The 15789-nt window shown below is 37.4% G+C and carries 13 protein-coding genes; 6 read left to right on the forward strand and 7 right to left on the reverse strand.

Annotated features, from left to right (window positions below):
* Positions 1-76: 76 nt before the first annotated feature.
* The 4 genes from Q3Y49_RS02045 to Q3Y49_RS02060 form a co-directional block, all read right to left on the reverse strand.
* The gene (locus Q3Y49_RS02045; RefSeq protein ID WP_303270555.1) at positions 77-1600 is read right to left on the reverse strand and encodes a GH3 family acyl-acid amido synthetase; all 1524 of its coding nucleotides are present in this window, start codon (positions 1598-1600) and stop codon (positions 77-79) included.
* 48 nt (positions 1601-1648) lie between these two features.
* Complete coding sequence (locus tag Q3Y49_RS02050) at positions 1649-2458, reverse strand: Cof-type HAD-IIB family hydrolase (protein ID WP_303270556.1); 810 nt, start codon at positions 2456-2458, stop codon at positions 1649-1651.
* A 71-nt stretch (positions 2459-2529) separates the two neighbouring features.
* The gene (locus tag Q3Y49_RS02055) at positions 2530-2823 is read right to left on the reverse strand and encodes an SEC-C metal-binding domain-containing protein (protein WP_303270557.1); all 294 of its coding nucleotides are present in this window, start codon (positions 2821-2823) and stop codon (positions 2530-2532) included.
* Positions 2824-2914: 91 nt separating this feature from the next.
* Positions 2915-3856 (reverse strand): hydrogen peroxide-inducible genes activator, encoded by a 942-nt coding sequence (locus Q3Y49_RS02060; RefSeq protein WP_303270559.1) that lies wholly within the window; start codon positions 3854-3856, stop codon positions 2915-2917.
* A 133-nt stretch (positions 3857-3989) separates the two neighbouring features.
* Between Q3Y49_RS02060 and Q3Y49_RS02065 the strand changes: the two genes are divergently transcribed.
* From Q3Y49_RS02065 to Q3Y49_RS02080, 4 genes are all read left to right on the forward strand, one after another.
* On the forward strand, positions 3990-5030 hold the full coding sequence (locus Q3Y49_RS02065; protein ID WP_303270561.1) for a Fe(3+) ABC transporter substrate-binding protein: 1041 nt from the start codon (positions 3990-3992) through the stop codon (positions 5028-5030).
* A 3-nt stretch (positions 5031-5033) separates the two neighbouring features.
* Positions 5034-6701, forward strand: a complete 1668-nt coding sequence (locus Q3Y49_RS02070; RefSeq protein ID WP_303270562.1) for an ABC transporter permease — start codon at positions 5034-5036, stop codon at positions 6699-6701.
* Positions 6682-7749, forward strand: coding sequence for an ABC transporter ATP-binding protein (locus tag Q3Y49_RS02075; protein ID WP_303270563.1), 1068 nt, complete (start codon positions 6682-6684; stop codon positions 7747-7749). The genes Q3Y49_RS02070 and Q3Y49_RS02075 overlap by 20 nt, the downstream gene beginning before the upstream one ends.
* Before the next feature lie 107 nt (positions 7750-7856).
* Positions 7857-8702, forward strand: coding sequence for a DUF4197 domain-containing protein (locus Q3Y49_RS02080; RefSeq protein ID WP_303270564.1), 846 nt, complete (start codon positions 7857-7859; stop codon positions 8700-8702).
* Positions 8703-8773: 71 nt separating this feature from the next.
* Here Q3Y49_RS02080 and Q3Y49_RS02085 read toward each other — a convergent pair whose 3' ends face one another.
* Both Q3Y49_RS02085 and Q3Y49_RS02090 read right to left on the reverse strand, forming a co-directional pair.
* Entirely contained in the window at positions 8774-11443 is a 2670-nt protein-coding gene (locus Q3Y49_RS02085; protein ID WP_303270566.1) for a carboxypeptidase-like regulatory domain-containing protein, read from the reverse strand.
* A 9-nt stretch (positions 11444-11452) separates the two neighbouring features.
* Entirely contained in the window at positions 11453-12274 is an 822-nt protein-coding gene (locus tag Q3Y49_RS02090; protein WP_303270567.1) for a GLPGLI family protein, read from the reverse strand.
* A gap of 118 nt (positions 12275-12392) precedes the next feature.
* Between Q3Y49_RS02090 and Q3Y49_RS02095 the strand changes: the two genes are divergently transcribed.
* Together Q3Y49_RS02095 and Q3Y49_RS02100 are read left to right on the forward strand one after the other, a co-directional pair.
* Positions 12393-13901: a sensor histidine kinase gene (locus Q3Y49_RS02095; protein WP_303270569.1), complete on the forward strand. Its 1509-nt coding sequence runs from the start codon at positions 12393-12395 to the stop codon at positions 13899-13901.
* On the forward strand, positions 13898-14581 hold the full coding sequence (locus Q3Y49_RS02100; RefSeq protein ID WP_303270570.1) for a response regulator transcription factor: 684 nt from the start codon (positions 13898-13900) through the stop codon (positions 14579-14581). Before Q3Y49_RS02095 ends, Q3Y49_RS02100 begins: the two co-directional genes overlap by 4 nt.
* Before the next feature lies 1 nt (position 14582).
* Here the strand turns inward: Q3Y49_RS02100 and Q3Y49_RS02105 are convergent, their stop codons facing one another.
* A complete protein-coding gene (locus tag Q3Y49_RS02105; protein ID WP_303270571.1) occupies positions 14583-15749 on the reverse strand; it encodes an MFS transporter in 1167 nt (388 codons plus the stop codon).
* Positions 15750-15789 lie beyond the last annotated feature (40 nt).

Consider the following 15789-nt stretch of genomic DNA (forward strand, 5'->3'; position numbering starts at 1 on the left):
ATATGATTAAGCGGCAAAGATAGGGAGTCAAAATTGCTTATAGTAATAGATTACTTCTTAATTTCTCTGCTGCTGACTAATCCTCTACAAATTCCTGCCACTCACGGAAATCCTCTTCTTTCATAACTTTAGCCATTTTGACCTGGCCTCCTTTATGCTTATTGGCATCGTTCCATTCCAAGAATTTCTCAGCAGAAATCAAGCTGACTTTCACATCCTTCAAAGCTTTATCTCTGGCTACTTTGTAATTCTTATTGCTATTTTTGAGGTGATTATCTAAATGAATTTTGATATCCTCATTCTTGATATCACCCTTGACTTCCTCCAAACCTAAATACCAGTGATGAATGTGTTCTCCATTTTCCTTCACAGCCGAAACTGTGAATTCTTTGATATTTAGACGGAAGTTTTCATTCAAGCTTTCAATGGCATCGTCCATCTTATTAACGGAAAGCTGAGAACCTACCACATTTAGAAAGAATTTGGTTCGTCCAGTAATTTTGATTTCAGATCTGGAAACATCAGTAAATTTTATAGTATCCCCAATCATATATCGCCACGCTCCGCTGACAGTAGAAATCAGCAAAATATACTCTTTCCCTTCTTCAACTTGGGAAATATCTACAGCCTTTTTATCTGGATTTACTTTTCCCGATTCCAAAACACTGCCCTCTTCAAAAGGAACAAATTCAAAATAGATGCCATTGTCGCAAATTAACTGCATAGCATCAGTGTCAGGCCGAGTTTGAGTTGCTAAATAGCCTTCGGAGGCTAGATATGTATCAATATACTGAACCGGCTTACTGAATAGTTTCTCAAAACTCTTTTTGTAGGGATCCAAAGCCACGCCTCCTGAAGTATATACCGCCAAATTTGGCCAAATATCATGTATGGAATCTACACTATGATAATCCATTACCCTTTTCAGCATCAATTCAATCCAGGAAGGAATTCCTGAAATGGAACCAATATCCCAATTTTTCGCTTCCTTAGCTATTGCCTCCACTCTTTCATCCCAATCATCTATGCTACTGATTTGCTCCCCGGGTTTATAGAAATTTCTGAACCAATTAGGTATATTAGATGCACTTATACCACTGATTTCCCCTTCAAAGTGTCCTTTAACTTGATTCAAGTCCGTGCTAGAACCCAACATTAGAATCTGCTTGGTGAAGAAACTTTCGGGTAAATCTTTAAAGTTAGAGAGGCTTAACACTTGTCGAATTCCTGCATTTCTGATGCTTTCTAGCATATCATCCGTAACTGGGATATGTTTGCTGTGCCCAGTGGTTCCAGAGCTCACGGCAAAATTATCGACTTTATCAGGCCAGCAAATGTCAGCTTTGCCTTCCCAGGATTTTTTCCACCAAAATTCCATATCATCATAATCATGATAGGGAACTTCTCTTGAAAATTCATTTGATAGGTTTTTTGATTTCAATATATGCTCAAACCCGTAATATTTGCCAAATGCAGTTTCTTTAGATTTCTGGAGTAATTCTTTAAGCGTTTCTTTTTGAGCTTCGACAGGGGAATCGTGTTTTTTGATTTTACTCCCAACTTCTATTGCAGCCTTAATAATATTACTGATAATTTCCATGAAAAAATATTAGGTAAAAAATATATTGAAGTGATAAACCTTCTGTTTTTAACCGAAATACTTCTCCAAGGTTACGGCTACCCCATCTTCTTTAGCTGGAAGGGTAACTTCATCTGCTACATTTTTCACTTCCTCTTTTGCATTTCCAACTGCTACTCCACAACCAACTGCTTTTAGCATTTCGATGTCATTATAATTGTCCCCAAAAGCGATGACATCCTTCATTTCAATATTCAATTCTGTCCGTAACAGCTGATTTAAAGCACTAGCCTTCGAGATTTCAAGTGGAGCTATTTCAAGATAAGTATCTTTAGAGCGATATAAATGCAATGGTGCATCCATAGATTTCAGCTCAGAAATCAAATCATCAATTAAAGACGGCTCGCCCATACACATGATTTTATGAGCACCATTCTCTTGTGACTTCCAGCTCTCCATTAACTCCAAACCTGATAATATAGAAGCTTGAACTTTCGTATTATTGATTTCCCTTTCTGTCCATTGATCCCTGGAAGGTGCAAACCAATTGTCTTCCAAATAAAAGCCTGCATGCAAATTTTTATTATCGCTCCATTTTGCAATGTACTCACATAATGAGAAAGGAATTTTTACTGAATCCAATATTTTGATCTCATGCCTTTGGGAGATTATAAACCCCCCGTTATAGCAAATTAATGGTTGATTAACTATATCTAGGGTTTGCTGCAAATGGCGCATGGCAGCGGGCATTCTACTGGATGCCAAAATAATCGCCACATCATCTTTCACATGCTTAAAAATATCAACTGTTCTTTTTGATAATTCCCTGTCCTTGTTTAAAAGTGTTCCATCAATATCGGTGCAAATTGCCTTGAACATATTATTATGTGCTTAAGATTTTGGAAATGCAAAACTAATGCTTTTGAAACAGTTCAAAACAATCAGAAAGATTATTTATCATGCCAATGTCCATGCTCGGCAGACCAAACTTTACCGGGAGGAGCTTCACCAGCTGGTGGTGGGGTTAATCCTTGTCTGCTACTGTTTGTATTTACCGGAGCTGTTTGCTGTGAATTATAATAAACAGAAAATCCTGCTATGGCTAGAATCACCACAAAAATAGCTATATACATTAAATTTTTGTTGTTGTTTATACCTGAAGACTCTTTGCCCATATGGCAATTTTTATATTTCTTCCCGCTTCCACAGTGGCAAGGTTCGTTTCTTCCTAGTTCCTTTTTCATTTACAATCTTATTTAATTCGGAATTAATTTACGAAAATATTAGACATGAAGCAGATATTTATTCTAAACGATCTTGACTGATACCAAAAGGTCATCTCCAATTGATGACCTGAATCTCGTTTTCTTCTCTTTTTTTCATATTATCAGGCAAATGATCAAGAATTTCTTTTTGAAGGGCTTCAATTATTCTTCTTTTTAGAAAGTCCCTTTTCATCACCAAGCTCACTTCTCTAAATGGTGTAGGTTTCTTAAATATTCTCAACTTCTTTAAGTCTTCTTTTGACAAATCTAATGTTGCCAATTCTGGCAGTAAAGTAACTCCACCTTGTTTGTCCACCATCCTTTTTAGAGCCTCCAGTGAACCGCTTTGGTAATTCAAAATATTATCAAAATTTCTGTTTTGGCAAATATTCAATACTTGTTCTCTAAAACAATGACCTTCATTGAGCAACCAAAGCTCGTTATTTTCCAAATCTTTACCTGAAATGGGTTTTTCAGGAGGCTCTAAATCTGTTTTATGAGCGTATCCTAGAAATTTTTCATAATAGATTGGAATCTCTCTGAAGGAACTATCATTTAATGGCCCAACTAATATTCCAACATCAATTTCCTCAGATTTCAATTTGGCCAGTGTATTCTCAGTTAATAATTCCTGCACCTGAATATGAATAGCTGGATATTTATTCATAAAACTTTTGGCAAATAGCGGTAAAAGATAAGGTGCAATAGTTGGTATAACACCAATTTTTAAGGTTCCGGAAACCTCCATCTTCTGGTCCTCAATAATTTCCTCCATTTTCTTGGCTTCGTTGACAACTTTCCGTGCTTGTTCCAAGATCATGGCCCCAAGTTCTGTTGGAACAACCGGTTGCCGACTTCTGTCAAATATTTTTACACCAAGATTATCCTCCAATTTATTGATTTGCATACTTAAGGTTGGCTGAGTTATAAAACTATGCTCAGCCGCCTTCCCAAAATGACGATAAGTATCTAATGCGATGATATATTCCAGTTGAGAGATGGTAGCCTTCATTTATACAGAGAATTTTTATTTAAAATATTTATGCTTGCAATTTAAATAATTGACCCAAAATAAACGTATTATTATTTAGAATTAATCCAATTATGATTAAATTTGCTCTCGAAATTTTAAAAATACTAACAAAATGAAGAATATACTTATTGCGCTCTTAGCTATTAGTACACTTTGGGCATGTTCTCAAGGATCTAATAAAGAAGGAGAGTCAGAAGAAAGTAAGGAAGTAAATGTTTACACTCATAGACATTATGAAGCAGACCAACAGCTTTTTAAAGATTTTGAAGAAAAGACGGGAATCAAAGTAAATGTTGTAAGTGCCAATGCTGATGAATTAATTCAAAAAATGACGTTAGAAGGAGAAAACTCTCCCGCTGATGTGTTAATTACAGTTGATGCAGGGAGACTGCACAGAGCCAAAACAGCTGACCTATTACAAGCTGTTGAATCAGAAACTTTGAACAGCACCATCCCTTCAAACTTAAGAGATGTTGACAATCACTGGTTTGGATTAACTGTCAGAGGTAGAGCTATAATTTACAATCCTGAAAAAATTAAGCCTGAGCAAATTGCTACATACGAGTCGTTGGCGAATCCAGACATCAATGGAAGATTATTAATACGTTCTTCTTCTAATATCTACAACCAGTCACTGATGGCCTCTATAATTGAGCATAACGGAGAAGAGGCTGCTTCAACTTGGGCAAGTTCAATAGTAAAAAATATGGCCAGAGACCCTAAGGGTGGCGATAGAGACCAAATTAAAGCAGTTTTCGCAGGAGAAGGAGATGTTGCGGTATCCAATACCTATTACTATGGAAAAATGCTGAACTCTTCAAGTGAGGAAGAAGTGAAAGTAGCTCAAGCTGTAAAATTGTTGTTTCCTAATCAAGATGGACGAGGAACTCATATCAATGTCAGTGGAGCAGGAGTAGCCAAATATGCTCCAAACAAAGAAAATGCAGTGAAATTTATTGAATTCCTAGTATCAGAGGAAGCTCAAAAAGTATTTGCAGGGGTGAACTACGAATATCCTGTCAATAAAAATGTAGAATGGGCTCCAACTTTAAAAGAATGGGGAGAATTTAAGCAAGATGATTTAAATCTTTCTGTTTTAGGAGAAAATAATGATTTAGCAGTTAAAATATTTGACAGAGCAGGTTGGAAATAATTTGTGGGTAAGTTAAAGTCCATTATAAAATTTAAAAAGTATGCCAATGGTTGGTCCTTTGCTCTAATAGCATTGGTGCTGATTATTGGCTTACCTATTTACACCCTTTTCTTCAAGCTTTTCGAGGAAACTACCGACAGTGTTTGGGGGCATCTAGTAAACACAGTACTGACAGATTATATTCTGAATTCAATCGGTTTAGTGGTAGTGGTCAGTATTTTGACCTTACTGATGGGTGTTTCTTCGGCATGGATCGTTAGCACAAGTAACATACCATTTCGCAGGCATTTCGAATGGATGTTGATCCTTCCATTGGCGATTCCTACCTACATTGCCGCTTATACCTATGCCGGTATTTTCGATTACACTGGACCTATCCAGATATTTTTAAGAGATATTGGCTTTTCTGATCTTGTGTATATAGACATTATGAATTTCTGGGGAGTTGCCGTGGTCATGTCATTAGTTTTATTCCCCTATGTTTATGTAGTAGCCAGATCAAGCTTTATGAGCCAATCAGCTACATTACTTGAAGCCTCCAGAATTTTGGGCAGTTCTTCGTGGCGAACATTCTTTAGAATTGCATTACCGATCAGTAGGCCTGCAATTATTGGTGGCTTGTCGCTGGTCATGATGGAAGTCCTCAATGATTATGGGGCCGTAAAATATTACGGAGTTAGCACTTTTACAACAGGAATTTTTAGGGCTTGGTTTTCATTTGGAGATCCTAATTCGGCCATCAATCTATCTGGTATTCTAATGGCCTTTATCTTCATGATGATCATGGTGGAAAGATTGCAGCGTGGAAAAGTTAAATTTGATGAAGGTGCTAGAATTGGCAGGCAACTGAAGCGATACCAATTAAAGGGCTGGAAAAAATTCTTCGCCTGGATAGTTTGTTTCATTCCACTATTTCTAGGGTTTATCACGCCTGTTTTTCAATTGATATTATGGTCAGTTCAAACCATCAAAAAAATAATCGATTTTGATTTTTTAATTCTGATGGCCAATAGTTTTGGACTTGCTTTACTGGCAGCTTTTTTATGCGTTGGTTTTTCGGTCGTAATTTTATTTGCGGTTAAAGTCAATAGAAACAGATTTTTTAGTTTGTTGGCAAAATTTGCGGCACTAGGCTACTCAATACCTGGAGCAGTAATTGCCATTGGCATAATGATTCCGCTATTGGGATTAGATAAATTCTTAATTGCTACCTGGGCGGAAAGTTTCAATATGAAAATCGGATTGATATTCAGCGGGACCATTTTCGCACTTACTTTTGCTTATGTCGTCCGTTTCCTAACCGTGTCTTTAAACCCTATTGAAGCAGCTTTTAAGAAGACCGGAGACAGTATTGATGAAGCTTCGTATTCACTGGGTGCAGGCTCATTCAAAACACTTATTAAAGTCAATTTACCATTAATTAAAAGTGCGTTGATTTCAGGAGGTATTCTTGTCTTTGTAGATATATTAAAAGAACTACCTTTAACCCTGATTTTAAGACCTTTTAATTTTCATACATTAGCAACCAAAGCATACGAGTTAGCCAGCGATGAATTAATAGCCGAATCGGCAACCCCTTCGCTCATTATTATCGTTATTGGCACCATACCTATTATCATTTTGAACAGGCTAATGAAAACTACTAAAGCTGATGGAAGTACTATCAATTAAGAATTTACATAAGAGATTTGGTAAGAAACTCCAGTACGCTGTTAATAATGCAAACTTGAGTCTACAGAAGGGAGAACTTTTAGCATTAGTAGGAGAAAGTGGTAGTGGAAAAACAACTTTATTACGGCTAGTTGCTGGCTTCGAAGAAGCAGATGCAGGGCAGATATCGATCAATGGTGATAAAGTTGTTGATGATAATTTCAGCATGAAACCTGAGAAAAGAAAAATCGGTATGGTCTTCCAAGATTATGCTCTATTTCCACATTTAACGGTGGCAGACAATATAAAATTCGGACTGTCTAAAGGACAATTCCCTGATGTGCAAGGTAGAATAAGGGAAGTAATGGACATGGTGGGTTTGAGCAGTTATGCCAAGAGATTCCCTCATCACCTTTCGGGTGGCCAGCAGCAGCGTGTAGCTTTGGCACGAGCTTTAGCGCCTAACCCACCACTAATCTTATTAGATGAACCCTTCAGTAATTTGGATGCAGTCTTAAAGGACCAGGTCCGGGAAGAAGTCCGGAATATTATCAAAAAGGCTGGCGCAACCGCACTATTTGTTACCCACGATATGCGTGATGCTCTTTCATCTGCAGACAGAATTGCGATTTTGAAAGATGGAAAAATACAGCAAGTGGGTACGCCTCGTGAACTTTATGAAACACCAAAGAATCTATATGTAGCCAGCTTCTTCGGGAAAATAAACGCAATGAATGCTACAGCAGAAAATGGGACTTATAAACTTAAAGCAGGTGAAATCAATGGTGCCAAAACCGATAAAAAAGGGCAGGTATTAATAGCAATCAGACCAGAGAATATTGAAATCCTGACGGAGCCACAAGAAAATGTATTCCCTGCAAAAGTAGAATTAGCCCAGTATTTTGGTGACCACCAGCAAGTACATGCTGATATTGGATCGGAAACTCATGTAGTAATTCATGCCCATGAAAAAATCCTGTTTGATAAAGGAGATCATATCTATTTAAGATTTAATCCCAATAAAATTCATGTTTTGGATACATGTTGGTATCCTGGTTTGGTGAGTTAATTATTGAATAAGCACTATATTATTACTTCTGCTTAAAATTCTATTGTAAGCCATTCTCTTTTTGGCTGAATTATTGTGATATTTATAAAAGTAAAAATTTAAATCTTATGAAAAGGCTATCCATATTCAGCATATTTGTTTCTATCCTGCTATTAAGTTCTTGTGATTTACTCAATGATGCAATCGAGGAACAAGAAAATACCATTGACATTGCAGCGGGCTTAAAAGAAGCCTTAAGAGTTGGTACCGACACGGCTACTTCCAAACTGGCTGTTGTAGATGGTTATTTACGAGATGAAGCTGTTAAAATTCTACTTCCCGATGAATTGGAAGCTCAAATTAATGCACTCAAAGCCGTAGAGCTGAATGTTTTCGGTTTAGGAACCATAACTGGGGATCAGATTTATAATACTGGTGTTCCATTTTTAGGAATTAATAGTTTAGCAGAGAAAGAAGAAGAATTGATAATGGGGATTAATCGGGCAGCAGAGGAAGCCGCTAAAGAAGCGGGGCCGATATTTTTTGATGCCATTCGAGGAATTACCATAACAGATGCAGAGAACATTTTATACGGATCTGATACTGCTGCAACTGCTTATCTTGTCAATAACACCTATCAATCATTGTTCGATACCTTTGAGCCAAAAGTTAATACTGCTGTCAATTCCGTTACTATAGGAAACAGAACAGTAGAGGAGCTTTATAGCAATTTTGTTAGCGAGTATAATAATATTTTAAACACCTCAGTTCCCATCGGATTTTTAGAAAATCAAAGTTTGGGTTCCATTTCAGGCATCAACACCATTAATGAAGCAGATATTTCGGCTTTTGCGACAGGAAGAGGCTTGGACGGACTATTCTTAAAAGTACAGGAAGAGGAAACCAATATTCGGAAAAATGTGAACGCAAGAGTAAATGAGATCCTGCAAAAAGTATTTGGCTTGTTGGATTAATCAATAGCATCACAAATATTTTAGAAAAGAAAAGAGGCCCAGAGATTTTATAGTTGCTGGGCTTTATTTTGTTAAAAAGTATAATTCACTTTCAACAAGGCTCTCCTGCCCTGAATAAAATTTTGATAGGTGCTGACAAAGTATTCAGATAAGAAATCTCTACTTATTGCTTTGGTATCAAAAATATTAAAAACCTGAATATCAAATCTGAAAGATCTTTCTGGCCATTCGTAACTCAGTTCAGCATTGGCCAGCCACCAATCACTTAGGGTGTTGGTGCCATCATATAATTGGTATTGAACATCAAAATTCATTTCGAAGTTCTCATTCCACACTGCTTCCCATCGATTGGTAAATGACTGCAAATTAAATTGGTTATTTGAGACTCCATTGGCATACTCCGTCAGCTGGAGTCCATATTTAATCGAACTCGTGAGGTACTGACCAAGATTAGTTTGAAATGCCAAACTATGGTTTTGATTCCGATGCTCGTTTTGCACCTCCACCTCATTAAGCCTATTCGTATAGTTTTGATATAAGCCATTTGATTCCAACGTTAAGCGGAAAGTTTTGAAGCGCTTATCAATCTTACCATTATAATTCAAATCATATTGCGGTGCACTACTGTTTATCAAGCTTGAATTATTGACTAAGCCGTTAAAGTCCGTTGCCTCTTGAAATGAGTGCTGCACTTGATTAAAACTCGAGAATAAAAAGGCATTCATTCCATTAAATAAATTAAAGAAATGGTAATTAAGCTGTAAGCTATTGTAAAATGCTGGCCTTAAAGCGGCATTACCTATACCTATATTCTGATAGTTTCTTAATTGCAATGCTTCCGTTAACCACTCTTCCTGCGGGCTGCGGACTTGTTGCTGAAATATAAAATCTAAGCCTTGAACACTATTAATATCATACTTCACTTTAAAGTTCGGCAGTAGGTAATGTGGATTGCTGGTTGCGCGTACATCTTCTTCTCTTACAGACATTCTTTCATCTTGTAAATAGAAATAGCTGAGGCCTGGAAGAAATAAAAATGATTTCACTCTAGACTTCCATTGTAAACCAGCAGCTGCTATTGAAAAAGTGCGGCTAAAATCTATACGGTAGTCGTCTAAATTCTGATCTTCCTCATTTTCTAACGTTCTATTCAATGTGGACAATCGATGCTGGTAGGACAGAGAAACATCAAGATGATTTTTCTTATTCCAAATCCAATAATAGTGTAATTCAGATTGTAGCGTTTTAATATCTTGCTCACCATTTTCAAATCTACCAATGGAAGAATCGGTTTGACTTTCCAAGCCATATTGCAAATCCCAGATGTTACCTGATTGACTATTTCTCCATAAAAACTGATTCTCTACAGACAAGATATGATCCGGATTGAGCTGAGTATAATAGTTCAGTTGTTGATTCCAGCTCCATTCGACATTTTCACTTTCAATATCAGTCTCTTGCCCTCCGGCCCAGTTAGAAATTGAAAATCGATCGGCAGTATTACGGCTGCTTAACCACTGACTTTTGTACTGCCAGTTGCTAAATGGTGATGCTAAATAATCTAATTGATACTGTCCAAGGATGCTTCCATATTTCTGTTGCTCCCTATTAATACTATTCTCAGGCTCTGGACCATTCTCACTTAAAAATCTGCGGTTTTGTCTTTGCTGCTCCAAAACGTCAGCAGTATTAGCAATCATGTAAGCCTGATGTTGCCACTTTCTAGAGGCCTGATAATTGATGTTTAATCCAGCGAAATTGCTAGTAAGCTCTTGTACTTGCGTTTTATCTTTTTGAGGAATGGTATTCCTATCCTGACGTTCTTCAATTTTCAAGGCTCCGCCCTGAAGGCCCCAGGGGTTTTGAGCCTGCTTCATCCGCTGATAGTCATTAAAATTGAAAGCCTGCTCCCCGATATTATTGGCATCTAGAATGGCATTCAGACTTAAATCCTTACTGTAGTAAAATGAATTTCCATGGCCGGCATAGCTATTTCTTAAACCTGCTCCTAAAGTAAGATCACCAAAAACCATTGATTTCTGATCTTCCTTTAAAGTAATGTTCATAGCTATTTGATCGTTTGTGTTCACATTTTTTAATGTTGAATTTTCCTGATAGCCTTTTAAAACCTGAACCTTATCAATAGCTCTGGCAGGCAAGTTCTTCACTGCCATTTTACTATCACCATCGAAGAACTTTTTGCCTTCAACTAAGAGCTTATCCACCTTTTTTCCTTGAACAGTTACGCTCCCATCTTCTTCCACTTCAACGCCAGGTAATTTCTTTAATACATCTTCCAACTTTCGCTCATTCCCCTTGGTAAATGCTTCCGTTTTATAAATCAAAGTATCTCCAGATAAGGTTACTGGCATTTCTTTAACCACCTGTACTTCATCCATCAAGCCTTGATCTTGTGACAATGGAATGATTAGATTCTGAATTCTATCCGGATCTGTAGTGATATGTTTTATGAAAGGAACGTAGCCTACAAAACTAGCTCTCAATTCCAACAGTACGCCTGTCTCGATGGTCATCTTGAATTTCCCAGAGGCATCCGTAACCGCAAACGACTTGATTTCATTTGTGGTCGTATCCTTCAAAAGCACATTAGCATAAGGTATGGGTGTATTTAAAGAATCTACTACTTTACCTTCCATGCTGTAGTAATCTTTACTTTTCTGCGCCAAAACAGCGCAAGAAAATAGGATTACTGAAAAAATTGTGAGAGTGATGGCTTTCATGTCCATGACTTAACCGCCTATTACGATTTCAATGTTCGAGCCATCTCCTTTACCTTGATATCTCTGCATCATCTCTTTCATCTTTTCTTCAGAAATGGCCTGAAATTCTTCTAGCGTTACTTCTTTTCCCTGATCAGGTACTCTAATCTCTTCTTGCTCCTGATAATTCAAATTCACTTTTGTGCATATAAAGTGACGACCGTTCGATTTTAATTCGAGAATTAAGCCTGGCAGTCCGAAATAAGTCGTTGGACCCTGAGCAACGGGAATATCCATGGTAAACCAAGCATCAATATGAGTGGTGTCTTTGGTTATTTCCATTTCCTCCATACCGGTGGCAAATCTCCGAGCATCCGAAATTCGAGTATATACTGCTTTTCTACAGCTGTAATCCCCAATTTGCTTGGTTTCAGTGCCAATTTTCCACTCATACTTTGGCAGACTGTCAATAACTAAAAATCTCTTTCCCATTAATTCCTGACTATTTCTGTATTTTCCCTCTTCCAGATTGCGGTACAGCTTATCCTTTGAACTTCCATTAGAAATTACCAATTCCATCCCATTGGAGGAAGCACTTGCCGGTCCTGAGTTCACACTCTCTTCCTGTTCCCACAACGACTCTTTTGCATTAAACTTTAATGTGTAAGTCTTTTGCATCTTCTTGAGCAGTTGCTGTTTTACAGCTTGCATCTCTTGCGGTGACATGGCGCTTGAGTCTAAAGAAAGTTCGATTTGACTCCTGCTTTCATAGGTGGCCACTCCACTGAATTGTTGTGCAAACAGGCCTGAAGCCAATAGTACACCGATGAATGTTATAATAAGCGTTTTCATATTTTTGTGATTTTCGTTTGATACAAAACAACTTAATAGATTCTTCAAAAAGCGTTAATGAGTGTTAAAGAGTGTTAAAATCAAGATATGACTGCTTCCTTTTCTTTACCTTAGCAATATGAATTCAAAAAGATTTAAGGCTATCGGAATTTTAATTGTTGCTGTATTTTTCGCAGCCATTCTTTTCCATGGCTTTTACTTTATAAAAAATTATCAAGAGGCTTACCTTAAATTCACGAAGGACGTAACCCTTGCCTTTGATACTGCACTTAAAAACTACTTTGAAGATCTATCAGAATCCGATGTCATCGTCATTACTGACATTCAAGAAGGCCAGAATAAAAATGTAAAAACTGATACCTCAGAACTGAGTCAAGCGATTACTCGTGACTTTTTTCAACGTTTTAGCGAAAGTCCTTTCTCCAAAAAAGGCAGCAAAATCCTTGAGAAAAAGGTTAAGGAACTTGATGGCTTGAACATCACTCAAATTTTGATCGAGGGTAATTTTCAAGAAGAAGAAGTGTTTTTAGATAAACAAAATGACATTGTGATGATGGCGGGGAGAAAAGCAGCTGATAGTATTTTCTCCATGAACTCTATTAGCAATAAGTTAGTGATTTCCATAAGCCGAGACACTATCGACTTTGACTTGCTCAATAAGTACTTCACGGATGAGCTGAGAAAAAAGAATGTAGAAATAAAGTATGGGATAGAGTACTTGAGAAAGGACTCTCTTGTAGGCGCTTATCACGGATCCTTACTGCAAAATTTGCCATTAAAATATACCGCTGACGAAGATCTATTGGCCTCCAAAGAAAGAATCAATCTTGCTTACGAGAACACCTCTCTTAATGTGCTAAAGGAAGGATTACTGAATAGTAGTTTTTCTCTGGCCTTTTTCTTACTGATTGTATTTGTTTTGGCTTTCTTGTATAAAACGATTAAAAATCAGAAGGATTTATCAGAAATTAAAAATGATCTGATCAATAATATCACTCACGAATTTAAAACCCCCCTAGCCACTATTTCAAGTGCTATCGAAGGAATGCAATCTTTTAATCCAGAGAATGATCAAGAAAAGAATCGGAAATACCTTGACGTAGGACAACAACAGGTTGGAAAAATGACAGGCATGGTAGAAAAGTTATTGGAGACTGCCACTTTGGATAGCGAGAAATTGATGATCAAGAAAGAGTCCATCAACATTTCAGAATTTTGTCAGGAACTGTTTGATCGCTACCAAAACCATCATCTTGATAAGAAATTAGTCTTGAAGGTGGAAGATATCTCTGATACAGTTATGGCCGATAGATTTCATTTGGAAAATGCGCTATCCAACTTGATTGATAATGCATTGAAGTATGGTGGTAGTGAAGTTTCCTTCGCTTATAAAAAATTGGATGACTGCCATTGCTTTAGCGTGACGGATAATGGTGGGAATTTATCAAAGGCGCAAGCAAAGCGTGTATTTGATAAATTTTACAGAATCCCACAAGGAAATGTTCATAATGTGAAAGGCTTCGGTATTGGACTATATTACAGCAAAAAAGTAATCGAAAAGCATCATGGAAAACTTGAGTTAGATATTTCTAAAAATTTCACCCAATTTAAAGCCTGCCTGCCATGACTAAAAAATATAAAATATTGTTGGCAGAAGATGAGCCGTCTTTAGGAATGATTTTGAAAGAAAGCATGGAAAGCCGTGGCTTTGAAGTCAATCATAGTGAAGATGGCGAAGCGGCCTGGCAGTCTTATCAAAGCCATCAATATGATTTATTAGTACTAGATGTGATGATGCCGAAACTAGATGGATTTAGTTTAGCCCAAATGGTAAGGAAATCTGATAGCTATATTCCCATTATCTTTCTTACTGCCAAATCAGCTACACAAGACTTAATAGAAGGATTTGAAAAAGGAGGGAATGATTATATCAAAAAGCCATTTAGTATGGAAGAACTGATTGTAAGAGCCAAAGCACTATTGGAAAGAAAAAGCAATCCTTTACACCAAGAATGGCTCAGCCTTGGAAAATATCAATTCCATCCTGGCAAACAAATCCTTAAATGGCAAGAACAGGAAGAATATCTGACGCATAAAGAATCAGAGGTGCTCAAAGAATTGATCCTGCATAAAAACGAATTAACCGATCGCTCTATCATCCTGGAAAAGCTATGGGGAAATGCGGACTTTTTCAATGGCCGCAGTATGGATGTGTACATTAGCAAATTGCGCAAGAAGTTGGATAAAGATAGCGACTTACAGATCTTAAATATTCGCGGATACGGATATAAGCTGGTTTGTAGTTGATCTACCTCATTTTTCTGATTGCTGTAGCGATATTTAAATACACAAAAGCAAGCAAAGCAAAGCCAGCGCCCATGTAAAATGTTCTTGCAAAATTGGCTGTAGAATTTTCATAAACCCAACCTGAGATAAAAGCTCCCATCCCTATGCCTATTTCCAGAAATATATACAATGTGGCGAGGGCTTTACCCCTTTTGTGGTCTTCTGCCAGATCAATAGCCCATGCAAAGACGGTGGGTGAATTCATCCCTACACCAATTCCAAATAAAACTCCTGCACCCATAAGACTGATTAAGGAGTTAGAAAGTGCAATTAAGACCATGGCTATTGCCAAAATAAAAGAAGAAACTTTTAGCACTTTCACTCTGCCAATCTTATCGGAGATCTTGCCCGCCACAATTCTCACTCCCAATGACGCCAAAACAAATACGGCAAAAAATAAACCTTTATTGCTAATATTGAGATGTGCACTGTAGTCGGGCATTATAGTGAGCACTAAGCCAAAAGAGTAAACGCTTAAAGCCATATAGATCGCTGGAACAATTACTTTTTTCTCCAAGATTTCATCTCTTTTAAGCTTCAGCAGACCAAAATTAAAACTAACCCTGTCAGCCAAAGTCTCATTCATGCCTGATAAAATCACAATACTGATTATCGCACTTAAAGCCGAAGCATAAAACACATAGTCGATGGGGTATATACTGCCGATATATCCGCCTATAGCATTTCCTGAAGCGGTTCCTACGCTAATAGCTACGCCAATAATCCCCATAGCCTCTCCCCTTCTATTAATTGGAACTATATCTGCCACATAAGCTGCATTTCCAGTGGGCGTGAAACCGGTAGAAAATCCATGCAGGAGCCTCAATGCGAAAAATGCGATAATACCGGTTACAAATGGGTAGCTAAGTCCTGCCACAAAGCAAACCACAGCTCCGAAAATCATTACAGGAAGTCTCCCAATCTTATCTGCTAATTTCCCGCTAAAGGGTCTTGAAATACCCGCAGTTATCGTAAATAAAGCAATGATTAATCCTTTGTATTCACCTCCGCCTAAGCTTGTCAAAAAATCAGGAAGCATAGGGATAATCATATTGAAGCTAGCGAAAAATAAAAAAGCACTAAAACTTAGTGCAATAAACGGACGATTAATTAGGCGCTCTTGCTTCATGATGCGAAGTAAGGCATATCCACATTATTAAGCACGAAAA

It is taken from the genome of Marivirga harenae (assembly GCF_030534335.1).
Taxonomy (GTDB): Bacteria; Bacteroidota; Bacteroidia; order Cytophagales; family Cyclobacteriaceae; genus Marivirga; species Marivirga harenae.